This is a genomic window from Bacillus solimangrovi, assembly GCF_001742425.1.
GTDB classification, from domain to species: Bacteria; Bacillota; Bacilli; order Bacillales; family Bacillaceae_N; genus Bacillus_AV; species Bacillus_AV solimangrovi.
In genome coordinates this window covers 1-25,444 of sequence record NZ_MJEH01000026.1, presented here as the reverse complement: position 1 = coordinate 25,444, position 25,444 = coordinate 1, and the positions used below count along the sequence as shown (strand labels likewise).

The window sequence follows — 25,444 nt, the reverse complement described above, 5'->3', positions numbered from 1 at the left end:
AAGTATTTACAGTTTTGTCTTTCTATTTTTTTGTTTCCTATAATTATCTGTGATTTACAAGTGACCCACTACTTAATTCATCTGAAATAATGGAAGATATTCATCGTCACTAAAAAAAGAAGCAGCCTTGGCTACTTCTTAACTCAACATTTATTGGTTCATCAAACTTTTTCACTTGTCAACTAGCCTTCAGTAGAGGACATTCACATAGCGTCACTTTATTTAATATCCATTTTATATAATAGATTGAATATTCTGTAACTTAGGGTTATAATCGAATTACCCTTCACAAATAACATGTTCATTATTTCGCAACTGTCCTTCATTTGAAGTGACAGTATTTTTTTATGTTAAAAGGCGTCACGTTTCTTTCGTTTTAACCAATCGATAAATCCGACTGCTTTTGTGAATGCATGTCCAAACGTTGTATTCTTCACAAGATAGATGATTCGATTCGGCTTGTTGTCATCTTTTGGGTAATTTGCTCGCCATGCACTTACTTTATTATTGTGCTCTCGTTCAATATATAAGTAAGCTCCGAAACCGTACCGATATTCATATAAGTCACCATGATTGTAGATGAGAAATCCTTTATCACTTGCAAGCTGATTTTCTCGTAACCTTTCTAAAATGAACTTTTTATTCTGTTTTATTTCGTATTTCAAATGCTCTGAAAGCACACCTTCTTTATAGATAAGCTTCAATTTATTATCGTTGTGTTCTAATATAATATTGTTTGCATATGCTTCATTAAGGATTTGTCCAATCATTACATCTCCTCCTCAATGAGCGATGTGCTACTGTTAGTTACATTAGTTACGTTCAGTGACTCATAATCTTGTTTATCTACATTTGCGGTTCTAGATATGGGATAAGGGGACTTTGCGTCACTTTCGGTCACTTTCGCCACTCCACGTTCATTAAGTTCACTTTTCAAGCCGATTCCGAAAAAGAACGTACGATTTCCTGTTGAACGACGTTTCATATACCCTTTCATTTCAAGCCGTTTGGAGAAGGACCGTTTCTTCATTGGATACTCACTATTCACATTTGCCCATTCCAAATATTCATTATAGATACTCATGACTGGCACTTTTGCAGATGTAGATAACACACAACGTTCACGCAAAAATTCTACAATTAAGTCCATATCCTCCTTATATTCACTCGTTGCAGTGGATACCTCGGCTGGTTCGCCCAATCCTTCAAGCTGCCATTTCAGACAGCCTTCAACTGCCCACCTTAAAATTCCCGGTAGTTCAGCTTCTAATTTATCAGGTAAGTGCTTATCTACTTCATGCTTTGGAATTGTGAATGTAAACGGAACTAAACGGATACGTCTCCAAATCCCTTCATCATCGCCACGAATGACTGGTTTATGATTCGTTGTGAACCAAATTTTAAATGCTGGTGTAAACTCGAAGAATTCCTTCCGAAGAAATCTAGCTGTAATCGGTTCTCCACCTGTTAATTGTTTGATTAGTGCCTCTGAAAGCTTCTGACCATCTTCACTTTCAACCGCTGAAACCATTCTAGCACTATGCAAACGAGCAATATCATTATTAATTCCACTGCTGACCTCTCCACCCATCTTAGATGTAAACGTATCTGAATTTGCCTGTTTGCCATAGTCACCTAATAACTGCTTAATGATATTTATGAATGTGGACTTTCCGTTTCGTCCTGTTCCCCATAAGAAGAAGAGCACTTGCTCACTAATATCTCCAGTTAACGAATAACCGACCGCTTTTTGCAGAAAATCAATTAACTCTTGCTTCACATTGCCTCGTTCATCCTTCAAGATGCTTTCAAGAAACTTCATCCACGTGGGACACGTAGCATCTTCAATAAATGGAATGTTCGTATTTTGTGTGATCAATTCATTACGTTCATGCTTGCAAAGCTTACCCGTCCCCAAATCAATCATGCCATTTGAGCAATTCAGTAGATATCGATTCGTATTTAATTCAGACTTTGTCACTGGCAGAAACGCTTTCGCTCTTTCAATTGAATTCATTAAAACCGAACTCTTCTCACTCGCCTTTGCCCATTCTAATCGTTTCTTACGCCGTTCATCATACTGCTCTGCTTGTGCTTCATGATACATTTTTCTAAATGTTTGTAATGCAATTCGTTCGATCTTCCGTTTCCGATCTTCTCTCCACGTCGTTCCATCCCAAATAAGCCACTGCTCAAATTCGATACAATAACGTAAATTCATTTTGTGATTTGAAACCAATCGCTCTGCATTGCCCATCTCAGTTAGATTGAAATCTCGGTGTTCCGTATGATGAGATGTGTCTTCATATTGTAAGTTGCTCGAATAATTTGTTCCGCTCGGTTTATGTTTAAACGCAGATACTAGAATCGCTTGTAGTTCACTTGAATTCATCGAAGGCATAAAAAAGAAATTGTTTAGAAAGGTGGCTGTTTCCTTGATATCGTTCATGTTCATTCCTAACTCAACTAATCGACACACATGACGATACATCGTATCATTTCGGCTACCTTCTCGAACTGGAATTTCGAATGGTCTTAATTCTTGCTTCTTCAGTGCCTTCAAAGGGTGAAAGTAAACGGGTGTTTTGTTCATTACTGTATCTAAATGCAACCATTCACGCCCTGATGTATTTTGTGTCGGTAACACAACTTGTCCCTTACCTGCTAACCGATAATCTACGATAAAGCCTGCTGAGGTGACCATCTTCACACCCTGCTTCTTTATCACGCCACAGCTACGAAAGAAAAATTGATAACCATTTGGTGTTTTCATTGCTGTAAATCGTATCTTCGCTTGCTGTAATGCATTGAAAATGTACTCACCTTCTTCTTCGTTGTCTATATCCACACATTCAAATCCCTCTGGAATGACCATGCCAATCCAACCGCCTTGAGATATCCAAACCTTTGCTTCGTCTCGGCTCAAACCAGGCTTCGAGCTATTTTGCCATCCCTTCATAAACGGCTGCTTCGCATAAGTGTAACGCTCATCTTCTGTCTTTGCTTTGTTACGAAAGCTATACCCTACAAGTTGAATCAACTTCACATCTCCGAACAATTCCTCAATTTTCACCTTACGATCCCCCTCTATAAATTTTGATTCAAAGGGTTTCCAAGATTGCTGCTCTCATCACTTTTGAATTTCCCTTCATGTTGTATATATATAATTAATGCAAGAATGAAATGGACTTATTGAAATTTTTTATAATAGTACGTTAAAAGTTAAAGGTTTTCTTCTCTATTTTCTCTGTTACACCGTTATTTCTACTTTTCATATTTTCAAAGAGTTTGTTCAAAAAGAGGGCATTGCCCATAACTATGAAGCATCATCGTCTTTCGTGCTTGCAACTTCTAATACTGCTTGTACTTGTTCACGTTCAGAACGTTTTCGATCTTGGAGAATACGGTACGCGCTATCAACGAAACATGATCGAAACTTCTTAGAACGCTCAGTCCCAAGCACAATCTTCACACCTGTAACATCTTGTTTCATTCGTAATCCCCCTTTAACTATGCTCTGTTCATGTATATGAGGTGAGGTAGATGATTACGACTGGCGGATGTTTCGTTTAGTAACATATAAAACAGCAGAAAAAATCGAATACAGACGAAACTGTACCCGATTTTGTATTTGCTTCGTAATAAAAAACTCTATTTCAATCGCATTTAGGCAATTCATTTTGCTTTAACCGTTTTCTTTTGAAGTCAATAGCTTGCCACTCTATCGATTTTTCATTGCTAAAAGTGATCGTCACTAAATCATTGGGAGGATCATGAGCACCTTCAAATGTTATAAATTGAACTGTAACATTAAATAAGTACGTCCCCTGTGGCAGCTTCTTAATCTGAGTAATTTCACTACAATAATTTTGTTTTATTTCCCCATATTGCTTCTGTAATTCCTGTTCAATTGAGGGATAAAGCAATATGAAAATCAAATCATTACGCAACTGTATATCTTTTTTTGTTACGTTTTCGGCTTGGACGGGGGAATAAGAGAACAGCGTCAATAAGGTAATGAATAATAAAAGATTTTTTTTCATAAGTCATAAAAGCCTCATTTATTTTCCCCTTATTTTCTCCGTTCCGATGTTTTTATACTAAGGCATTTGGATTTGTATAATAACTATTTCCACTTTTCTCTTTTCATTACAGCACTCAAAAAAGAGCACGCTTTATACTGACCAAAAAATTGTTCTAATGATGTTCATACACATTCAACTCCAAATAACAGCCTTCAACTTCTACAAAACCTTGCAGCTGAATATGTATAAGACAAGGAGTTGATAGCTTATTAGATGTGTGATTTATCGTCGTGTATCGACTGACATGCAACGGGAAGAGGGCTTCTCACTCCAAGCACAGAAACTACGATTAGAAGCTTATGCTCAGTCGCAAGGATGGACAATCATTGAAGATTATTCAGATGAAGGTTTCTCTGCAAAGAACATTGAGCGTCCAGCATTGCAAAGCATGATTTCAGATATGAAACAAAAAAAGTTTGATATTATCCTTGTATACCGTTTAGACAGATTTGTTCGTTCAGTACTTGATTTACATGAACTGTTAATCTTGATGGAGCAATATGACGTGAAATTTAAGTCAGCAACTGAGGTGTTTGACACAACGAGTGCAACAGGCAGAATGTTCATTACAATCATTGCTACACTTGCACAATGGGAACGGGAAACAATCGCTGAACGGGTATTTGAAAGTATGTTGAAGCGTTCTGAACAAGGGAAACGCAATGGTGCTCCCCCTCCATACGGTTATGACATTATAAACGGTAACCTTATCCCAAATATCGATGAAGCAAAATGGGTTCGATACATATTCCACCGCTATCCGATCAATGGCTCGCAAAATATCGCGAAACAGTTGAACAAAAAAGGGGTTAAAACGAAGAAAAACGAAGTGTGGAGTGACTTCTCCATTCGTTACATTTTACGAAACCCTATCTATGCTGGTTTTGTTCGCTGGAACCACCGTACGATAACTGGTGGCAAAAGCAAATATACGGGAAACGAAGTGATCACGAAAGTAGACCAAGATAACTTTGAACCACTCGTTGATCAGGAAACATTTGCAGAAGCACAGAAGATTATGAAAGAACGTAGCAACATCGCCTTCCGTTCTGACAATCATTATCCGTTCTCGGGTGTTGCCAAATGTGCAAACTGCGGAAAACCTTTTACAGGTGCTTTCAAAAAAAGACGAAAAGGTGGCGTATATCGCTTCTACAAGTGTGCTGGTCGATTCAAGTTCGGTATATGTGATATTCAAACGATTGCTGAAGAAGCGATTGAGAAGGCACTACTCGATAGCCTTGTCATTGATAATAACGACAGCTCCATTCCAGAAGTCGAACTCTTTCAAGAAGAATATATAGACGAAGAAGAAATTCACAAACGCACACAGCAACTACAAATCAAAAAGGAACGAGCCGAAGAATTATATATTGAAGGAAACATTTCAAAGCAACGCTACCAAAAAATCATTGAAGTTGTTAAAGACGAAGAACTTGAGCTTACTGAAATCATCCAACGAAAGGAGGAAGAAGTCTCACAAGAAGAAATCGAAACCTTCCTTCTAAATCTATTAGATGAATGGTCACAGCTAGACTATGCTTCACAAAAACACGCAATCCGCTCAATATTCGAATCCTTCACAATCGAGCTAGTCGAACCGACAAAACATGGGGCTACTCCAACACTTCCTGTCGTAAAAATAATAGATTATCAGTTTAAGGTATAAGTTCGATGAAAATTATTATTTACATGGTATTGAAGGACACAATTTGTGTCTCTTTTTTTGTTGTTACCTCTGTTATTCATTATTGGGATAGATTACTCGTTTCAATATCAATTTGAATTACAATAGAATAAATTAGAAGAATATGTATAATTAAAAGAGATTTTATATTACATAGAAATATAAAAAGGAAAAGAATATGTTACATTATTTGTTTCAATTTAATCCTCATGAGTTAATAGCACCCTCTTATTTAACCAGAGTGTTATTTTGTATTTTTTTCCATTTTTTTAGTTCCTTGAAATCACATTTTCAATTAATTAATTTTGTTGACATCTTTTCATCATTGATTTTTTAAACTGAGCCTATTTTTTAGTTCTAATAGTATAGGTGTTATATTTAGCAAGATAGAAACAATTGTCAAAAACCATAATGCCCTATCCATAGTAGGTACAACATCCAATAAAGCTCCCCAATCTTCAGCTTTTACCCAATTAGATACGAGGCTATGTTCTGCATTTAATGTCAATGCTGTAAAAGATAATCCCAATGCCATCGCAAGTTTATAATCTTTTCCTGTAAAATACATATAAAGATTTATAAAAGTTACTACTATGGCAATAAGTCCTAATATTAACCACATAAACAAACCTCCATTATATTTTTATTTAATCCGAGTATGTCCAGTTGGAATTGTTCAGTGAAATTATCGTTTCACAAAATCACCATATTAACTTAAACAGCCCTATCCCAATAATAATTAAACCACCTGATGTAGAAAATAACATAGAATTTTTATTTAGCTTATATGTGATATGTCCACTATTTATCACGTGTACGCCTAGTATAATAGAAAAAAGATGAGAGTACACTGGATTAAAACCTGACGGAATAATTAATAGCACCGCAAACAGTATAGTTATATAATGAATCCATTTACTTATATTTTTCATTATAAATCGTCACCCTCATTTTGTATGTAAACATAATAAAAAGCACCAATTCTACTACTCATCAGTTCCGTGAATTTTTTTCACCAATTCCTACTCATGATTAATTAACCATTTAGGTTTCATTGCTGTTTATACTGAATTAAAAGTTCAATTCGTACTTCACTCTTTCCTTCAATAAATCCATCATGCTTCTTTTACCAATTCACATATCGACTATTCCTGCCACTTCCAAACAGTTTATCTGCAACTAGATCCCCTTCTTCGTCAAGTCCCCTTATCGTCCACGTTTCTTCTGAATATTCATCCAAAACAAAGAACACATAGTTATCATTCACCTCTTTAATATGATAACGCTCAGGATATCTTTCTACAGTTTTCATATTAAAGTAGTAAATGTCTGATGTCGTTAAATTTTCAAAATGGTCACCGATTACAATATACTTAATCCCTGAATCAGCAGCTATTTTCACACCAACTAAAAATCCATCTTCTGTATCACTACCGTATCCACTAACTGCAAATGGATGATGTTCTCTAATATAATCCCCGTTTCCACCACCATCATAAGAATAAAGAAACCCTAAATGTCTTTCAATTTTAGCTACACCGAATGTATCGTTGTTCACATCTTCATATATTAATGCTTTTCCATAATTAGTCTTTATACTTTCCACAACATGAGAACCCATTGGTAACGCACTTGATGCTGTTAAGCGAAAACCCATGATGTACAACATACCGAAAATAATGATTGAAGTGGTGATAATGAAAATCCATGGACTTCTTTTATCAAGTATTAAATACATAAGTCTTAAAAACCACAACATTATTAATAAAGCAATTAAATTAGACACACACTTAAACTCCCAACTGAACAAATTACCACCCAAGCATTTGATCTTTCTATTCAAAGGTACTCAAGAATACATTATAATAAAACTATTATTTCAATTAATTACATATATTTCAAGATACTTTTTGTAATATACTACTAGTTTGAAAGGGATTCTATTATGTCTGTTCATAATCATCTCGTCTTAACGTTCTTGAAGTATAGCTTAGTAGGTGTCATATGCACTGCGATTTATTTTCTCGGTATGTTCTTTTGTGTTGAACTGTTACATATCGAACCAGTATTGGCAGCGTGCATTTCTTTTATCGTTATGACGTTTTTTTTCATTTGTGCTAAATCGAAAATATACGTTTGGAGGAACATACTCTCATGCTCAATTTGTAAAATTCACGATTGTAGCTTCAATCGGGTTTGTGCTGAACTTTGGGATTATGTATGTTGTTGTTACCGTTCTATTCTTGAACTATCTCATTGGTGAACTGACGACAATTCTTGTCATCCCTTTCGTTAACTTCTTACTTAATCATTATTGGACGTTTAGTGAAGGATAGAATTGGGGTTGTTTCTCACTGAAATCATAATTTTTTCGGAACGAATGAGTTATCTAAGTTACTAACCTAACCGATTACTTAAACTTCGCTCCTTATTGTAATTTTACTTTGGTTGGATTTTCGACATGCTAAGAGATTTTAAGGTGCATCGTGTTTGTCAACGCCAAGCAAGGCGCATTAGACGATATCAGAAGTAGACCTTTGTAAAAAAACTGGTTTCATCAGAGTGATTTATTCAGCAATAATCCCATTTGGTTAAGATAGAAAGTCTCTATAAAATCTTTTCTTATAGCTCATACTCTTCATTTAGATTTATGTATTATAATTCCTCATACTCGTAACAGAATCGTTCAATGTCCTGATTATTCAATTTGAAAAAGGCATTTTGTGATACTTCTAATCTTAACGCTTCGTCTTTATCCATTTGTTTATATACCCCTCTTAAAACTCTGCCCATTAATCCATGTGAAATGACAATCACTTTCTCTCTATCCTTAATACTATCAAGCCATTTGGATGCACGCTCTACAACCGTATCATAGCTTTCACCATCTGGAGATTTGAAATACCAATTGTAACTATCTGTATTTTTTATAAGGTTAGGCCATGTTGCTTCTATTTCCTTCGTTGTTAAACCAGACCAAGAGCCTGCGGATACTTCTTTTATTCTATTATCTATAATTACTTTATTAAAATCATAACCAAGAGTATCACAAATAATTTTTGTGCTTTGAATAGTTCTTCCTAGTGGACTTGAATATATAGTCCATTCATTAGGAGCATCTACTAATAGCTTTAGTAATCTTGATACACTTTTAACCTGGTCAATCCCCGCTGTCGTTAAAGGGGAATCAAGCTCACCTTGATATCGTCCTTGAGTATTAAAAACCGTTTCTCCGTGTCGAAGCAGATAAATAGTTTGATTCAATTTAAAATCCTCCATAGTAGTTAGTATAGATTTATATTTCAAATTCGTGGGACGTAAAAAAAGTGGTTTATTATTGTTACTATCTTCATAATAGCCGACAATTCTCTATATGTATTTGATTTAAGTTAATCATTTTAAGACCTTATTTATATGTTTATAATACTGGAATCACTCTATTTTGTAATCCTTATTTTGGATTTATTTATTCTTTTTGCCACTACCTGTGTGGGGTATAACTAAGAATCGACAGGAAGATTTGAGATTATTAATTTCTAATACGTGAAATAATAATTGCAAAGGTTAACTTAAATTTTAAGGAGCTGGTTATGAACAAATGGGTGCTATTGAACGGAATGGGTATAGATTTGAACCAGAATTTAGTGTAATTGAGCAGAATGGAGCCATTCATGTCTATAACAAAGGAAAGTTTGTTGAAGAAGTGAAATTTTCCTTCTCAGGTAATTATCCAGAATTTGATCAAATTGAACAGCTCGTTAGTGAATATTGTGAAGAACAGGGAATCTGATTCCCTCTTTCTCTACCTTGCGTTTCACTTCATTAATTCACAATTAAAAAGCGCATTCCTTACTACAGAAATGCGCTTTTTAATTGTGAATCGGGTACAAAAGCTGGATACTGAGATCTACAAGATATGTACCCAATAATTGAAGCATTTCATACTTAAGTATATTTGGCTATTCAACAGAGGAGTTTTTACAGTAATCCCCCCTAAACAAAAAATAAAAGACTTAGTATTTTAATAAAGCCAATCGTAACAATTATTAGCTAACTTCTGTAACTCCTCTATAAACATCGCAGCGTGATATCCATCACATACAGCATGATGCATTTGTAAGGAAACAGGCAACAATATTTTATTTTCTTGATTAAAGTATTTTCCACCTGTAATGATGGGTAATAAAAAGTCGCTGTCATCGTTTATATTTAGGTTAAAGCCAGTAAAACTAATCCATGGGACACTGGATATAGGAAAAGAATTTTTAGGTTGATTGGGTTTTGTAAAGAGTCCTTTAACATCATAATATCTCTTTATATCATCATTGTAGTTTTTATAAAATATACGGAAATCATTTGAAAACTCAGTCCAAATGCAGGAGAATGATTTGTTATCACTATGAAAAATTGTATAGCTTGGTATTATTTTATCCCAATATCCTAAGACTGCCTCATCGTTAAAACATGTACGAAATTCTTCATGGGAATTAACTACTTTACTAATAATATAAATAAAAGAAGGATATAGCTTAATTTCTTTATTACGAAGCTGCTCTAACAACTTTGTAATGTCTAAATTTGCGGTTAAGCTAAAGGTACACTTTTGACTTAAATAATGTTCAAAATATGGAGTTCTATCCCAATTTTCTTTTTCAATTAAATTAAACTTCATTCGATTAGCCTCCTAAAATCGTATTTTTGGTTTTAGGAGGCTAATTTATCTGTTTTCACCAAATTCCTCACCTCTAATTAATCATCGTTTAAGAAAGTAGATTCAAATACAACCGTTCTTTAACTATATTCTTCTTAGTTTTCTACCTAATATTTTACACTTTTATGGATATTTTCTCTATTTCATTAACTTAAAAACCAAGCCATTACCAAAAAAACAAGTAAATTGTACGTACAGTAAAAATTCTAACTAAGCTAGTCACTATTCAAGCGATTAGTTTTGTTCATAAACATTGAAACCTCAATAGAGAACGGCTTGAATCCTTTTGATATCTTCCATTTTCTGTTTGATACATGACCAAATAATAATAAGAAATCAATGAAGGCTTGCCTTGATTAACAAATCTACCTTCTATTTGCAGAATATTTTTAAAAAGGTATGATAATAAAGAGTACCCTAGAATTACACAGAATTTGTCGTATATTCTATGTTACTTGATATTTACGTGGCAACTGCCCGTAATGTAGAAAAATAACAAACAAATAGAGGTGTTACAACTTTGAAAAACTACATATGTGAGACTTGTGGGGTTCAGTATGAGAAATCATCCCTTACACCAAAAGAATGTAAAATTTGTACAGAAGAAAGGCAATACGTAAATCCACAGGGACAAACATGGACAACATTAGAGCACATGATTGAGACAAAAAAATATCATAATCTCATTAAACAAGAAGAAAAAGGATTACATAGTATACAAACAGCACCAAGATTCGGGATTGGTCAAACGGCCTATCTTGTTTCGGAAGATGGTTTTAACCTTCTATGGGACTGCATTACATATATCGATCAAGAAACGGAAGATACAATTAAAGGCTTAGGCGGATTAGATGCCATTGCACTATCACATCCTCATTATTACTCAACTCAAGTTGAATGGGCTGAGAAATTTGATGTCCCACTTTATATTCATGCAGATGATAAAGAATGGGTAACACGTTCGAGTAATAAAATCATCTTTTGGTCTGGAGAGTCTTTATCTTTACATAATGGGATTACATTGCATCGGTTAGGGGGGCATTTTAAAGGAGGAGCAGTCTTACATTGGCAACAAGGCAACGAAAACAAAGGAATCTTATTAACTGGTGATATTATTCAAGTAGTTGCAGATAACAATTGGGTTAGTTTTATGTATAGCTATCCAAATTTAATCCCTTTACCAGCAGCAAAAGTAAACGAGATTGCTAATAAAGTGAACGAAATAAAGTTTAATAGACTTTATAATGCTTTCCATCGGATTGTAAAAGAAAATGCAGATATATCTGTTCAAAATTCGGCAAAACGGTATATTGCAGCTTTGAATGGCACCCTATTTGAAACGTAAATATACGATCCCGTGCTTAGAAAGAAGATATAACCTCAAGCATTGAGGAGAGATAACTACATACACCGTTAATCCTCACCTAGAATTCTCGTTTTCTTGAATTTCTGAGGTGAGGGTTTTTCTGTTCGTTTACACTCGCATATCATTTTATCTTTATTATGATTCCAAACAATATTAGCTTCAGAAGATCCTACTTTTTCATAAGTTTGACTATTTTCGAAACTCCCTCCAATTCATTAATTATAAACAAATTTAAAATGCCTTTTCATCAGCTTTATTTTTTATTCAACTAATAAAAGAACTACCCAAGACTGAATAGTTCTTCTGAACAATATATTTATGGGTTACTTCTCCCATGCATGCATCCTCATGCATCGGACATCCTTTGATCGCGAATACTGCTCCTGCATCTGAACGCGAATATTGCTCAAGTCCTCGTTTCAATAACGTTACAAGTGTTGACTTCCCTCCACTAACTGGGCCCATAAGTAGTAGAATTCGCTTCTTCACATCTAATCGTTTGGCAGATGGGTGAAAATATTCTTCTACGAGTCGTTCGACAGCCTCATCAATCCCAAACATTTGGTCACTGAAGAATTTATATTGCTTCCCGCTATCTGTTTCATCGATTCCTGCATCTTTTATCATATTGTAAACACGTGCATGTGCAGACTGGGCAACTTCAGGGCGATATTTCAGTTTTTCCAAGTATTCTGCAAAGGTACCTTCCCACCTTAATCCCTTTTCTTCCTCTCGATACTCTTCAATCATTCTTAAAATATCCACATGCAGTACCTCCTTCTCAGGCATGTTAAAGCTTAACATTCCCTTGTCACTTCTATCTAAAATTTCACTATCACCATTTACAAGGGGGCGACACTTTAACTACTCCACTCAATAAAGAAATTTTTATTTGAGTGATGTCTCGCTTTATTCCAATTTATGCCCTGCTTCAATTGAACATGACAAAAAAGAAGGATTAGCATATTATGACGTTTTATAGATTTTATTTAGATAACCATTTCTTAAACATCACAAGTGATTCTTTTAAAAGATAATATTATTGTCTAACCTTGTTCACCTTGACTATAATCCTCGTATTAATCTAACACTTTATAATAACCTGTTGCTTTTCCTTCAAACCCCCTGCTCGTATAAAATCGATGCGCTTCTTGCCTCTCATTACGATTGCCACTATTCAACGTTATCATATTCGCTCCACGCTCTTTCGCCCATTGTTCAGCTGCAAGCAATAATGAATTCCCAATGCCTTGACCTCGATAAGTTGAATCAACAACAAATGCAACACCCCATACATAGCTTTCATTTTTTTCATAGCGATGAGCTAACATCATCCCGATCATCCCAACTAACTGTTGTTCGACATCATATACGAATGTCTTATAAGATCGATTAGACGAGATGCTGGAAAACCTTTGCTCCATTTCTGTTGAGGACGTTGGGTAGCCTAACTCACCCATTAACCGAGCTAACTCGTTCACATCAGTAACATTTGCCTCTCGTATCATCTTCTGTCACACTCGCTTTCATAAAATATAAATAACCTTACTTTGTACAACTACTTGCCTGCCAAAAGTAAGGTTATAAATAACTCCTAAATAGTTAAGCTATGAATTTCTTTTCTCTTTCTCTTCCAACAATTTGTCTAACTTTTCTTCTATTCCCTTTAAATGCTTCCCTTGTGTAAAATGTGATTTAATAACCGAAAAAATTACGATTACAATCGTAATCAAAACAAAAAACATGGATAATTGAAAAAAAACATCCCCCAGATTAAATCCATGGGTGCCTCCTGCTGCCAATATGAACATCATACCCTCTCCTTTTTCTAAATCTGTCTTATCTACCAATCTACTAACAATGTTTTTGCGATTGCCATATACTCACGCGCGTACAATTTTAATACAGCAATTTGTGGTGTAGGTGCTGCGAGCGTATCGGGTTGCATATGTAATCGTTTTGCGATAATTGAAGCTCTGAATAAATGGAAATCATTGCTTACAATTAAAACTTCAGGTTTCTCCTGTTCAATAAATGCTTTGGCAAATTTTAAGTTCTCGAATGTCGATGTTGATTGTTCTTCTTTTATGATTCGGTCTTCTGCAATTCCATTCTCAACTAAATAACGTCTCATCGCTTCAGCTTCAGTAATATGTTCACCTTTCCCTTGTCCACCAGTCGCAATGACCGTTGTTTCAGGGTTCTCCTGCAAATAAGCCAAAGCCATTTGCGCGCGATTATAATATGCATTGGACATTCTCTCTCCATTTACCTTTGCCCCGAGAATGATCATATATTTCGCATTAGCTTGAGGTTCGTTTGCTGCTGTCGTTTGAATTAAAATGTGCACAACGACGATATATACAACGAGTAATGCTGGGAAGATTAGCAACCAACTTCTTCTCCTTTTCAAAGGACGCTCTTTCGCTAAAGAATCCAATTAATTAGTAATCTCCTTTCAAAGTCCGCTACGATCTATGTATCCTGTTTGAAATGTCCTCTTGTTCACCCTCAAATCTTCCTTATATTTCAATTTCTAATTATACAGTTATATTATAAGGTGTGTTAACTTTTAATGTTGATTTCTAAACATAATTAGAGAACTGCATACAAAATCCCCATAACTTAATCATTTAAAGGTCTATCTTTCCCGCTCTAGAACTAAATATCCTCACTTATTCAACTAAGTCCAACAATACTTGACCTTTCTTAAGAGAACCTTTCAACCTTACTTTTAAAAGAAACTTACAATAAAAAAATCCTAATTCACCTTATGTTTCTAAAGGTAAATTAGGATGTTAGTTATTTAGTAGTGCATGACTTCAACGTAGTGGCATTTTTCACAACGTTGGTAAGCAAGATCACCTGTGAAGTGATGCTCACACTGCTGTTGCATATCTTTTAAATCACTTTTTAACTCATCTATTTTTGAGGCTAAAGCATGAATTTCTTCCTTAATTTGCTGTGCTTTGTTCATGTATATCACCTCATACGTTTTATTGATAGATGTTACTACCTGCTTTCTTGAATTCCTGTGCTTTCTCTTTCATTCCTTTTTCAATTGCTTCCTTCGTATCCATCTTGTTTTCTTTCGCATAGTTACGAATGTCTTGTGAAATTCTCATACTACAGAATTTAGGACCACACATTGAGCAGAAGTGTGCTGTTTTTGCTCCTTCAGCAGGTAATGTTTCATCATGATATTCTGTCGCACGTTCAGGATCAAGTGATAGGTTAAATTGATCTCTCCAACGGAATTCAAAACGTGCCTTCGATAATGCGTTATCTCGCTTCTGTGCACTCGGATGTCCTTTCGCAAGGTCTGCGGCGTGTGCGGCAATTTTGTACGTAATAACCCCTTCACGTACATCATCTTTATTCGGTAGACCGAGGTGCTCTTTCGGCGTTACATAACATAACATTGCTGTTCCGTACCATCCGATCATCGCTGCACCAATAGCTGATGTAATGTGATCATATCCAGGAGCAATATCTGTTGTTAATGGTCCAAGCGTATAGAATGGCGCTTCATAACACATTTCTAATTGCTTATCCATATTTTCTTTAATTAAATGCATTGGCACATGTCCAGGACCTTCTACCATAACTTGAACATCATGTTCCCAAGCAATTTTCGTTAATTCACCAAGTGTCTCTAACTCAGCAAATTGTGCTTCATCATTGGCATCTGCAATTGAACCAGGACGTAAACCATCTCCAAGTGAAAATGCAATATCATAAGCCTTCATAATCTCACAAATCTCTTCAAAGTGTGTATATAGGAAGTTTTCTTGATGATGGAATAAACACCACTGTGCCATAATTGATCCACCACGTGAAACAATACCCGTCACACGCTTAGCTGTTAATGGTACGTGATGCAAACGTACTCCCGCATGGATTGTAAAGTAATCGACACCTTGCTCAGCTTGTTCAATTAATGTGTCACGATACACTTCCCATGTCAAATCTTCAGCGACACCGTTAACCTTTTCAAGAGCTTGATAGATTGGAACCGTTCCAACAGGTACTGGTGAGTTACGGATAATCCATTCACGTGTTTTATGAATATCTTTACCCGTTGATAGATCCATAATCGTATCTGCTCCCCAACGAGTTGCCCATGTCATCTTCTCTACTTCTTCCTCAATTGAAGATGATACAGCTGAATTTCCGATGTTCGCATTGATTTTCACATGGAACTTACGCCCGATAATCATCGGTTCACTTTCAGGGTGATTAATATTAGATGGGATGATTGCTCGTCCCGCTGCAATCTCTTCACGGATAACTTCTGGGTCCATGTTTTCTCTAATTGCAATGTATTCCATTTCAGGTGTGATGATACCTTGCTTCGCATAATGAAGCTGTGTCACGTTCTTGCCTTCACTAGCACGTAGTGGTGTGTCATTTATATTCGGAAACTGTGCATAAGATGTACGTGGATCATCTGATTCTTTGTAGCCGTTATCTTCTGGTTTGATTTCACGACCTGCATACTCCTCAACATCCTCACGTTCTAGAATCCAATGTTTGCGAAGTTCAGGTAAGCCTTTACGAATATCGATCGTATAGCTTGGATCTGTATACAAACCACTTGAATCATAGACACGTACAGGTGCATTTTCCTCTTCTCCAAATGAACCTGTCGTTGGACTTAGTTCAATCTCACGCATTGGAACGAGAATGTCCTCCCTAGACCCTTCTACATACACTTTCTTACTACCTGAAAAATTAGACATTATTGAAATATTATCCTTATTCAATGAGCTGTTAGACATAAAAAAATCTCCCCTTTGTTTTATCAATATAAAGACGAGATCGAGATCACACGTGTGGGGAGATGTATAAAACAATAAAAAAGCCGGACCCATCTATAGGTGGACCCGGCTTAATATGTAGAAGTATTGTTGCTCTAACTTCCCCACGCTGGTATGAACCAGATCAGGTCCGAAGGGTCAAGAAACTTCACTGTGTTTCTCTCTCAGCCCAACTAATTGGACACCCCTAGTTTCAAATATTATTAAGTTTTCAAATTTCATTATATAGGATATTTTGAATAAATGAAACAGAAAATAAAGAAACAACCTCTTTATCATATTTATACGCAATATTGAAAAAAATCATTCCTGTTATCTGGACATCATTCAAACTAGTTTATTCTCACAATAAATATCTATTTATAACTCCATTCTATTTGGACATTTGTGTAACAGAAGAGGCGCTTCTCACATATAGTACATTGTAAATATATTCATCTATACTTTCTCATAAAAAAACGTGTAGCACTATGCATCTACACGTCTATCTAACTAGTAGTTTCTTTTAACATTGTGCACCAGGGAAGACACTTGGACATTGTTGTGGGAACGGATTCACTTCACAAACAGTTGGAACAGGGATGATGCTACGTGGGTCACAGATTTTCGCTAGTATTTCAAGCTTCACTGGGGCATATGATTGAATGCTTTGACAGGCTAAAACAGTCACATTACCTATTCCCATTCCAGAAGATGCTTCAGGAGTAATCGTTTCAACAGCACAGCTTGATGTATCTGTAATTAAACAATCTACTATTGTTCCTGTCGGTGCACACAGCAACACTTCTTCTGGACAGAATACGACGGTTGCCGTTGCCGTACCCGTAGTTATAGGTGCACCTGTTGTATCAAGAAATTCTCCTACAACAGTAAGGTTAATTGTTTTTTGAAATGTTACAACTTCTAATTCAACATCTGTTCCATCTGGAAGCTCGACTAGAACAATTGGGCGATTATTTGGATCAGATATTTCATCACATGAACTATCTAGATCAATTTCACAAGATGAAACAGGGAATGCTGCAAAACCATCAGGAATATCTCCTGTAAATGTAAACCTAACATTCTCAAAACATTGCTTTTGACTCGTTAGCACATAGTCAAAAATTTTCGTAGCGTCGATACACTCTCGTTGTAAATCACATAAGTATCGATAACCTGACACAATACCTTTCTCCTTTCTATAAAAATGTGTGAACAGGAATCCCATTCACACAGCTCAATATTTGAAACATAACCTTAACTAATGTGCACTTGGGAAGACACTCGGACATTGTTGTGGGAATGGATTCACTTCACAGATGTCTGGAACAGGGATAATACTTCGTGGGTCACAGATTTTCGCTAGTATTTCTAATTTTACTGGTGCATTTGATTGAATGCTTTGACATGCTAAGACATGCACGTTACCCGTTGCTGTGTCTGTAACTGCATCAACAGTAAGAGTACCAACGACACACCTTGACGTATCCGTAATCATGCAGTCTACCGTTGTTCCTGTCGGTGCACACATTAATACTTCTTCTGGACAGAACACGACGGTTGCTGTTGCTGTGAAGGGTGTAGAAGTTCCACCAGCACTTATTACTTCCCCTTCAATCTCAATTTCAATTGTTTTTTGAAGTGTTACAACTTCTAGTTCAACTTCACCATTAGGTAGCTCAACAATAACAGTTGGACGATTATTTTTATCGGAAATTTCTATACATGTACTATTAGAAGTTATTTCGCAGGATGAAACGGAAAGAGTATCACCATCATTTAAATCTGGAATCTGTGAAGTTGTTACATCCTCAAAGCATTGCTGTTGACTTGTTAACACATAGTCAAAAACTTTCGTAGCGTCGATACACTCTCGTTGTAAATCACATAAACTTTTAGAATTAGACATATTTTTTCTCCTCCTTTCTAGAAAAAATGTTTGAATAGAATACTTTTCCATATCTTTATGACCATAAACTACTGATCACTAGGAAAGACACTCGGACATTGTTGTGGGATTGGATTCACTTCACACACTTCTGGAACAGGGATTATACTTCGTGTGTCACAGATTTTCGCTAGAATCTCAAGTTTCACTAGAGCATTTGATTGGATGCTTTGACATGCTAAGACATGCACGTTACCCGTTGCAACATTAGGAAATTCAAGTCCCACTGGGGTCAAGCTACCAACTACACATCTTGATGTGTCCGTAATCATACAGTCTATCAATGTCCCAGTTGGTGCACACATCACCACTTCTTCTGGACAAAATACAACGGTTGCTGTTGCAGTTGAAGACGTAATCGCTCCATTTGGAGCAATAATCTCTGCTTCAACAAATAGATTAACTGTTTTCTGAAGCGTTACAACCTCTAATTCCACTGTACCGTCTGGAAGTTCCACTGTAACAGTCGGGCGATTGTTCGGATCAGAAATTTCAATACATGTACTAGTAGAAGCAATTTGGCAAGAGTCAACGTCAATCATATTGCCATTAACCATTTCGCTAAACAGAAATGCAACATTCTCAAAACATTGCTGTTTACTCGTTAGCACATAGTCAAAAACTTTGGTAGCATCGATACACTCTCGTTGTAAATCAGGTAAGCATTTGTATTTTGACATGGTTTTTCATCCTCCTTTCTAGTAAAAAATGTGCGGATAGGCAGTCTATCCACACAGATTCTTAACTCTTAACTAATGAGCAGGAGGGAAGATACTTGGACATTGTTGCGGGAACGGATTAACCTCACATTCTGGTATTGAAATTAGAGAACGTGGGTCACAGATTTTCGCTAGTATTTCAAGTTTCACTGGTGCATATGATTGAATGCTTTGACATGCTAAGACATGCACGTTACCCGTTGCAACATTAGGAGCAGAAGTTGCCATTCGGGTTAAACTGCCTACCACACATCTAGACGTATCTGTAATCACACAATCTACCAATGTTCCTGTTGGTGCACACAGCAGCACTTCTTCTGGACAAAATATAACGGTTGCTGTTGCAGTAAAATCTGTCGCAATATTATCTACGTCTATCAACTGTCCTGTAAGATTGATAATAATCGTTTTTTGTAACGTTACGATTTCAAGTTCAACATCTGGACAGTCTGGAATCTCTACAATAATTGTCGGACGGTTATTTTGATCTGATATTTCAATACATGTACTAGTAGGGGCAATTTGGCAAGATGTAACAACAATTTCTCTACCTAGAATGTCTTCACTAAATGTAAAAGCAACATTTTCAAAACATTGCTGTTTACTCGTTAGCACATAGTCAAAAACTTTCGTAGCGTCGATACACTCTCGTTGTAAATCAGGTAAACATTTGTATTTTGACATGATTTTATCCTCCCCTCTAGAAAAAAATGTGTGGATAGAAATTCTACCCACACTGCTTCAAAACTAGTAGTGACTCTTAATTAATGAGCAGGAGGGAAGATACTTGGACATTGTTGTGGGAACGGATTCACTTCACATTCTGGAAACGGAATGATACCACGCGGGTCACAAATTTTCGCTAGAATCTCAAGTTTAACCTCTGCATATGTTTGAATACCTTGACATGCTAAGACATGTACATTGCCAGTTGCCGTACTATTGGCTGGATCAAGAGTAAGAGCTCCAACGACACATCTTGACGTATCCGTAATCATACAGTCTACCATTGTGCCTATCGGTGCACACATTAATACTTCCTCTGGACAGAACACAACAACGGCTGTAGATGTGAAAGGTGTAGCAGTTCCACCACTTGTTACATCTCCTTCAATTATAATTTGAATTGTTTTTTGAAGGGTTACAACCTGTAGATCAACATCTGTACCGTCTGGAAGCTCTACTGTAACAGTTGGTCGATTTTCTGGATCTGAAATTTCTGGACATGTACTATCAGGACCTATTTGGCATGATGATACAGAAATAGTATCACCTGCTGCAGACGATATTCCCGTAAACACAACATCCTCAAAACATTGTTCCTTACTTGTTAATACATAATCGAAAATTTTATGAGCGTCGATACACTCTCTCTGAAGGTCCGAGTAATTAAGTGAACGTGACATAAAACTTCTCCTTTCTATAAATTTAATAGTTTACACTCCATCCTATTCATGTCCAATGCAAATGGCTTGATGAAAATGTTTAGTTAACTAAAAATTGGTAATAAAACCTATTTTCTATTTGGAACACCTCTAGAAAAAAATTATTGAACAACCCGCTACAAGAACAAAAGCACAACCATTTTGTGTTGGTCATGCTTTCATTCACTACCTATTTGTTAATACGTATACTATTAAGTGACCGTACACCTTGTTGAATTTCATCTCCGTATATAAACCCAACCACTTTAAACTGCTTATCTACATGTTCAAAATCTAATGGAATTTGAAAGTTTAACAGACTAATTGAATTACCAACATCCACTTTCTGTGTAACTACAGGCTTTAACCAATATTCTCCTGAATCGATCCCTTTATCCTTCGCTTCTTCATTCAAATAATCCCAAGTTTCTGAGGAAATTGATCGCATAGATGTGTCAACGATTTCTTGAGTACCAATTTTCGCTGTAAATGGTATGTGTTCATACGGGGTTATTTTAATACATATGAACGGATTATGAAGAGGGCTTTCTCCAATATTTTTTATAATGAAGCTACCTAATACTAATGCTTTATTAGTAGCTGTTCTCTTTGGCATCGTCAATGAATAATTAAAATAGGGTACTAATAATGGGCTTCCATTTACTTTGATCGAACTTTTTAATTTTTCTATACTTCTGCGTGTACTGAGTAATTCCTGTTCAAGTTGGAAAAGCTTTGCCTCTATCCCTTCTAATGAATTTTGATTCATTTTCACACCTCTTTATCTATTATTATCTCGTCAGTATAGTTTTTATATGTTTTATCATATGCAACTAGTAAATACTTTGAATAAGCAAAAAGTGTAGATAAGAAAAATGAATCAACAAAATTGTGCAACTTTGTTAGAATAGCTTAATCAAATTGTACAATTAACGCATACATTGTAGAAAATGCGAATGAAAGGTTGTATATAAAATGGACAAATATGAACATCATGACAGGAAAGAAGAGGGTAAATATCATTATGTTGAAGAAGTGAAAGAAAGATTAAAAAACATTTTTAATCTAAGCAAGAGGCACAAAGCTCAAAGTGAAAAGAACATGCTTAATAAGGAAATAAGATCTATCATTGATATAGTTGAAGACCATAACAAAGCACTATTAGAATCGGAAGAGAATTTTATTAATATAACTACAACATATAAACAAATTAACAATGAAGAGGAGCAGCTACAAATCGAACACGAGGAAATACAAACCAAGGAAGATAATAAAGAACAGTTCCAACAACAATACAATAACCTTGTTAGTCAATTAAATATATCTATTAAAGACTTAACAACACAAATTAACGATAACATGATTACATCTGAAAATGCATCAGATCAATCAAGAATCCTAAGTAAATTAAATCGACTATCGGCCCTAGAAGAAATCATCAATGAAATACTAATTACACAAAATGAAATGCAATCCTCTCTTAATACATTAGAATATGCAGTCACATCTAACCTTTCTGACGAACTATCCACACACTTCCAACAACTTGAATCGAAACTATCAAAACCATTATCAGAAGATAACACACCACAAACGACAGACTCAATTAACGAAGAGGAACTTAAGAACAATAACGTTAATACAACTAACAATAAGAAAGCCATGATTTCTAACGACAATTGGTTCTATCATACAATCAGTAATCAGCCGAATCTATCCAAATTACCGAAGCCTCTTGATAAAAAAATAAATAAAGAGCTGACACCACCAAAAAAACCAAAAGCTACTAACCATTCTGAGCAAACTGCTTCTCAACAAGTTCAGCAACAACCAATCGAACATGATAAACCGAATGGACTTTTATCACAACTTAAGAATTGGATGGACAATATATAAGGTGAAGCTTCCATCAGTGAGGATATTCCTTCATCTCCACTGATGGTTAGTTGAGCCAATTGGGTCATGATACATTCACTCGCTCAAAATGTTCAACAGTTGGAAATGGATCATAGAAATGGTGCAATAGCTTCTTCCATTGTTCGTATTCACTTGATTGTCTGAATCCAACTGTATGATCTTCTAAGTTCTCCCATTGGACTAGCAGTAGGTATTTTCCATCTTCTTCAATACAACGTTGTAACTCATGTGAGCGATATCCTTTTATTGATGAAATGATAGGAGATGCCTGACGAAAAGCATCTTCAAATTGTTGTTCCAACCCATTTTTCACTTGCAGCATCACCGCTTCTAATATCATAGTAAACCTCCTTCTATTCTATTAATAAGAGTAATTCCCGAACAAAGAATACATAAAAGCTGACCACCTCAATTGCATAGTCAGCTTGATATCTTTTATGTATGATGCACAACCTCATACGCATTGAGCTCATTGTTACTTGGTTGTTCTTGTTTTTTAGCTTCGCCACTCTTCCCTCTTTCAGAATGGGCTTTACGAAATGCGTCACTATTTACCCAGTTCTCATAATCTAACTTAGACTCCCACTTCGTAAAGACAACTTGCTTACCATCTTCCTTCTCATTGTCTAAAAACATAAACTCAATGCAACCGGGAACCTCTTTCATATTATTTGCACTTGCTCCAAATCGCTTCTTCATCGGTTCTTTCGCTTCTTTTGGAATGTATAACTCGTTCATTACTACGTACATATCCCATTCCTCCTTCTGAATATTCGGTATTTATATATTATATAGCAAAGCAAATCAACATCCTAATAATAGGTTTTAATGATTTTGTCCTCACAAATCATTCACACCACTATTGAATTGGGCTATAATAAATTTATATTTGATGAATTGTGGATTAGAAGGTATATACTATAATTCCTTTCTAACTAACCAATAACAAAGGAGGATACAACATGGGATTCGCTCTAATTATGGTTGTGTCGTTAGCGTTCCTAACTGCTATCTTTACAGCTGGTTATAACGATAAACCAGGTAAAGCAAAGTAATTAGAAATCATTCACACATGATATGTATACAGTAATGAGAAAACACGCCCTCACATGGAAGGCGTGTTTTCTCATATCTAGCTTCGGTAACTAGAAATCAAGTTCTGATAATCCTGCTGACGTAATGCCTCATATACGAGGATTGCAGCTGTATTTGAAAGGTTCAATGAACGAACATGTTCTGTCATCGGTAGACGAAGACAACGCTCTTTATTCGCTGCGATTAATTCATCTGGTAGACCATTTGTTTCACGACCGAATACAAAGAAATAATCTTTGTCTATTTCATTATACTCATATGATGTATGATTACGTTCACCAAACTTTGTCAGATAGAAAAACTCTCCATCTTTATACTTCTCAAATAACTCGTCTAATGAATCATAATAACGAACATCAGCGTATTTCCAATAATCTAGTCCAGCACGCTTTAACATCTTATCGTCAGTTGAAAAACCTAACGGGCGAATTAAATGTAATGTTGTATTCGTTGCTGCACAAGTACGAGCAATATTTCCCGTATTTGCAGGAATTTCAGGTTGATACAACACGATATGCAAACCCATTATGAACACCTCTTCTATACGCTTTCTTAAATAACTTCATTATTATAGCATTTTTTCACGTAGTTAAAAAGAAGAGATACCCTGTTCACTAGTCTTGACTAAGTATATGAAAGAATTTGTATTTAATATCTGGTGTCCATGCAGCGGAATCTTCATACTTCCAATACCTCATCCGACTATCATTCGTATGTGCATTCACAAGCGGTTCATTCTGATCATCCTTCGCTACAACAATTGTATTATGATCCCATTTACCAGTACCTTGGAAATCATAACAAATCACATCACCAGGTATAAGCTCTTGTGCTGAATGTTTTTCTTTTGCTTGTAAACCTTGCTTAGCTCCACTTAGGTACCATCGTAATGAATGTGCAACAGCCCAGCTATAACTCCAATTATTCCCACTATACCACCAACCCTTTGCGCGATTCGGATGTCCTGTCATCGGTGCACCTCCTGCTCGCAAGCATTGTGAGATAAAGTTCGTACAATCGACATCAAAATCACGATAGGCAGGATTCCGACCATCCCACCATTTCTCCGCGTACTGCACTGCTTTACGACGATCGTAATAATAAGCTACTCGCTCTTTATTCCCCTCAAATAATGAGAGTTCATCTATCTGCTCAGCTTTCACACTAACCCTTCTATCTTCTATCAATGCTCCTTTTTGAAAGGTTGCACATCGTTGTTCATTTTGTTCCTCTATATAAAAAAATCCACCTTGCTTCACAAGAAATTCAATCTTAAGTCGGTACTCGATTTCCTTCTTATTAAATACAGATCGTTCCCTGCTTGGGAATGCTTCAACATTTGTTTTAACGATTTCTGCTCCTCGCTTTTTAAACATTTGCTTCTTTCTATCAAAGACTACTTGCTCCTCATCTATAACCTCGTTATCAAGACGTGAATTAATTAAATAATCGAACCGTTTGAATGTTCGTTCCTTTAATATATCAACCCATGCCATCACTTCACCGCCTTAAGTGACTTTTGTAACAAACTATGCAAAGTACGAGAACTTGAGAACGAATATTATAAACTCTATAGGTACACGTAACAGTAGAAAAAAGCACAGAGACATAAGATGAACTGCCCCCTGTCAAGTAGACAGTGGAAATAATAAAAATGATTTAAACGGCTTTAGCTCTATATTCTATAGGG

The 25,444-nt window shown here is 35.8% G+C and carries 28 protein-coding genes, 1 pseudogene and 1 riboswitch; of the genes and pseudogenes, 5 read left to right on the top strand and 24 right to left on the bottom strand.

Going from position 1 to position 25,444, the window contains the following annotated elements; genetic code table 11:
- Positions 1–350 precede the first annotated feature (350 nt).
- From BFG57_RS10535 to BFG57_RS10525, 4 genes are all read right to left on the bottom strand, one after another.
- Positions 351–770, bottom strand: coding sequence for a TubC N-terminal docking domain-related protein (locus BFG57_RS10535; protein ID WP_069717455.1), 420 nt, complete (start codon positions 768–770; stop codon positions 351–353).
- Positions 770–3,073, bottom strand: a complete 2,304-nt coding sequence (locus BFG57_RS10530) for a phage/plasmid primase, P4 family (RefSeq protein ID WP_069717454.1) — start codon at positions 3,071–3,073, stop codon at positions 770–772. Before BFG57_RS10530 ends, BFG57_RS10535 begins: the two co-directional genes overlap by 1 nt.
- Positions 3,074–3,316: 243 nt before the next feature.
- The gene (locus BFG57_RS18945; RefSeq protein ID WP_175428328.1) at positions 3,317–3,493 is read right to left on the bottom strand and encodes a hypothetical protein; all 177 of its coding nucleotides are present in this window, start codon (positions 3,491–3,493) and stop codon (positions 3,317–3,319) included.
- A gap of 163 nt (positions 3,494–3,656) precedes the next feature.
- Positions 3,657–4,043: a DUF3888 domain-containing protein gene (locus BFG57_RS10525; protein WP_069717453.1), complete on the bottom strand. Its 387-nt coding sequence runs from the start codon at positions 4,041–4,043 to the stop codon at positions 3,657–3,659.
- Between the two features lie 259 nt (positions 4,044–4,302).
- Between BFG57_RS10525 and BFG57_RS10520 the strand changes: the two genes are divergently transcribed.
- Positions 4,303–5,754, top strand: a complete 1,452-nt coding sequence (locus BFG57_RS10520) for a recombinase family protein (protein ID WP_245676738.1) — start codon at positions 4,303–4,305, stop codon at positions 5,752–5,754.
- Positions 5,755–6,094: 340 nt separating this feature from the next.
- On the opposite strand, the gene BFG57_RS10515 is transcribed toward BFG57_RS10520, so the two are convergent.
- Positions 6,095–6,394 (bottom strand): hypothetical protein, encoded by a 300-nt coding sequence (locus tag BFG57_RS10515; protein ID WP_069717451.1) that lies wholly within the window; start codon positions 6,392–6,394, stop codon positions 6,095–6,097.
- 504 nt (positions 6,395–6,898) lie between these two features.
- Positions 6,899–7,558, bottom strand: coding sequence for a hypothetical protein (locus BFG57_RS10505; RefSeq protein WP_069717449.1), 660 nt, complete (start codon positions 7,556–7,558; stop codon positions 6,899–6,901).
- A 328-nt stretch (positions 7,559–7,886) separates the two neighbouring features.
- Here BFG57_RS10505 and BFG57_RS18405 point away from each other — a divergent pair, with 328 nt between their 5' ends.
- Positions 7,887–8,108: a GtrA family protein gene (locus BFG57_RS18405; RefSeq protein WP_083249191.1), complete on the top strand. Its 222-nt coding sequence runs from the start codon at positions 7,887–7,889 to the stop codon at positions 8,106–8,108.
- Between the two features lie 319 nt (positions 8,109–8,427).
- Here BFG57_RS18405 and BFG57_RS10500 read toward each other — a convergent pair whose 3' ends face one another.
- Positions 8,428–9,036, bottom strand: coding sequence for a histidine phosphatase family protein (locus tag BFG57_RS10500; protein WP_069717448.1), 609 nt, complete (start codon positions 9,034–9,036; stop codon positions 8,428–8,430).
- A gap of 334 nt (positions 9,037–9,370) precedes the next feature.
- On the opposite strand from BFG57_RS10500, the gene BFG57_RS10495 reads away from it, so the two are divergent.
- Positions 9,371–9,562, top strand: coding sequence for a YbxH family protein (locus BFG57_RS10495; protein ID WP_069717447.1), 192 nt, complete (start codon positions 9,371–9,373; stop codon positions 9,560–9,562).
- Positions 9,563–9,793: 231 nt separating this feature from the next.
- Here the strand turns inward: BFG57_RS10495 and catA are convergent, their stop codons facing one another.
- Positions 9,794–10,444, bottom strand: coding sequence for a type A chloramphenicol O-acetyltransferase (catA, locus tag BFG57_RS10490; protein WP_069717446.1), 651 nt, complete (start codon positions 10,442–10,444; stop codon positions 9,794–9,796).
- Positions 10,445–11,003: 559 nt separating this feature from the next.
- On the opposite strand from catA, the gene BFG57_RS10485 reads away from it, so the two are divergent.
- On the top strand, positions 11,004–11,828 hold the full coding sequence (locus BFG57_RS10485; RefSeq protein ID WP_069717445.1) for an MBL fold metallo-hydrolase: 825 nt from the start codon (positions 11,004–11,006) through the stop codon (positions 11,826–11,828).
- Positions 11,829–12,191: 363 nt separating this feature from the next.
- Here the strand turns inward: BFG57_RS10485 and BFG57_RS10480 are convergent.
- From BFG57_RS10480 to BFG57_RS10430, 12 genes and pseudogenes are all read right to left on the bottom strand, one after another.
- Positions 12,192–12,614, bottom strand: a pseudogene (locus BFG57_RS10480) (protein prkA); the annotation flags it as partial.
- Positions 12,615–12,928: 314 nt separating this feature from the next.
- Complete coding sequence (locus BFG57_RS10475; RefSeq protein ID WP_069717444.1) at positions 12,929–13,357, bottom strand: GNAT family N-acetyltransferase; 429 nt, start codon at positions 13,355–13,357, stop codon at positions 12,929–12,931.
- A 99-nt stretch (positions 13,358–13,456) separates the two neighbouring features.
- Positions 13,457–13,660: a hypothetical protein gene (locus BFG57_RS10470; protein ID WP_069717443.1), complete on the bottom strand. Its 204-nt coding sequence runs from the start codon at positions 13,658–13,660 to the stop codon at positions 13,457–13,459.
- A gap of 32 nt (positions 13,661–13,692) precedes the next feature.
- Positions 13,693–14,289 carry a YdcF family protein gene (locus BFG57_RS10465; RefSeq protein WP_245676737.1) on the bottom strand — a complete coding sequence of 199 codons (597 nt, stop codon included), beginning with the start codon at positions 14,287–14,289 and terminating at the stop codon, positions 13,693–13,695.
- Positions 14,290–14,655: 366 nt separating this feature from the next.
- The gene (locus tag BFG57_RS18620; protein ID WP_139125109.1) at positions 14,656–14,826 is read right to left on the bottom strand and encodes a serine protease; all 171 of its coding nucleotides are present in this window, start codon (positions 14,824–14,826) and stop codon (positions 14,656–14,658) included.
- 19 nt (positions 14,827–14,845) lie between these two features.
- Complete coding sequence (thiC, locus tag BFG57_RS10460; protein ID WP_069717442.1) at positions 14,846–16,630, bottom strand: phosphomethylpyrimidine synthase ThiC; 1,785 nt, start codon at positions 16,628–16,630, stop codon at positions 14,846–14,848.
- A 123-nt stretch (positions 16,631–16,753) separates the two neighbouring features.
- Positions 16,754–16,868: riboswitch (TPP riboswitch) on the bottom strand.
- Between the two features lie 306 nt (positions 16,869–17,174).
- On the bottom strand, positions 17,175–17,834 hold the full coding sequence (locus BFG57_RS10455) for a BMQ_0737 family morphogenetic spore coat protein (RefSeq protein WP_069717441.1): 660 nt from the start codon (positions 17,832–17,834) through the stop codon (positions 17,175–17,177).
- A 78-nt stretch (positions 17,835–17,912) separates the two neighbouring features.
- Positions 17,913–18,560: a BMQ_0737 family morphogenetic spore coat protein gene (locus BFG57_RS10450; protein WP_069717440.1), complete on the bottom strand. Its 648-nt coding sequence runs from the start codon at positions 18,558–18,560 to the stop codon at positions 17,913–17,915.
- A 68-nt stretch (positions 18,561–18,628) separates the two neighbouring features.
- The gene (locus tag BFG57_RS10445; protein WP_069717439.1) at positions 18,629–19,279 is read right to left on the bottom strand and encodes a BMQ_0737 family morphogenetic spore coat protein; all 651 of its coding nucleotides are present in this window, start codon (positions 19,277–19,279) and stop codon (positions 18,629–18,631) included.
- A gap of 72 nt (positions 19,280–19,351) precedes the next feature.
- Positions 19,352–20,002 (bottom strand): BMQ_0737 family morphogenetic spore coat protein, encoded by a 651-nt coding sequence (locus tag BFG57_RS10440; protein WP_069717438.1) that lies wholly within the window; start codon positions 20,000–20,002, stop codon positions 19,352–19,354.
- Between the two features lie 80 nt (positions 20,003–20,082).
- Complete coding sequence (locus BFG57_RS10435) at positions 20,083–20,724, bottom strand: BMQ_0737 family morphogenetic spore coat protein (protein ID WP_069717437.1); 642 nt, start codon at positions 20,722–20,724, stop codon at positions 20,083–20,085.
- A 208-nt stretch (positions 20,725–20,932) separates the two neighbouring features.
- Positions 20,933–21,511, bottom strand: coding sequence for a hypothetical protein (locus BFG57_RS10430; protein WP_069717436.1), 579 nt, complete (start codon positions 21,509–21,511; stop codon positions 20,933–20,935).
- Between the two features lie 206 nt (positions 21,512–21,717).
- Between BFG57_RS10430 and BFG57_RS10425 the strand changes: the two genes are divergently transcribed.
- Positions 21,718–22,638: a coiled-coil domain-containing protein gene (locus BFG57_RS10425; protein WP_069717435.1), complete on the top strand. Its 921-nt coding sequence runs from the start codon at positions 21,718–21,720 to the stop codon at positions 22,636–22,638.
- 64 nt (positions 22,639–22,702) lie between these two features.
- Here the strand turns inward: BFG57_RS10425 and BFG57_RS10420 are convergent, their stop codons facing one another.
- From BFG57_RS10420 to BFG57_RS10405, 4 genes are all read right to left on the bottom strand, one after another.
- Positions 22,703–22,999: an antibiotic biosynthesis monooxygenase family protein gene (locus BFG57_RS10420; protein ID WP_069717434.1), complete on the bottom strand. Its 297-nt coding sequence runs from the start codon at positions 22,997–22,999 to the stop codon at positions 22,703–22,705.
- A gap of 95 nt (positions 23,000–23,094) precedes the next feature.
- On the bottom strand, positions 23,095–23,409 hold the full coding sequence (locus BFG57_RS10415; RefSeq protein WP_069717433.1) for an antibiotic biosynthesis monooxygenase family protein: 315 nt from the start codon (positions 23,407–23,409) through the stop codon (positions 23,095–23,097).
- Positions 23,410–23,791: 382 nt separating this feature from the next.
- Entirely contained in the window at positions 23,792–24,280 is a 489-nt protein-coding gene (trmL, locus tag BFG57_RS10410) for a tRNA (uridine(34)/cytosine(34)/5-carboxymethylaminomethyluridine(34)-2'-O)-methyltransferase TrmL (RefSeq protein WP_069717432.1), read from the bottom strand.
- Between the two features lie 88 nt (positions 24,281–24,368).
- Positions 24,369–25,250: an amidase domain-containing protein gene (locus BFG57_RS10405; RefSeq protein ID WP_083249189.1), complete on the bottom strand. Its 882-nt coding sequence runs from the start codon at positions 25,248–25,250 to the stop codon at positions 24,369–24,371.
- Positions 25,251–25,444: the final 194 nt, after the last annotated feature.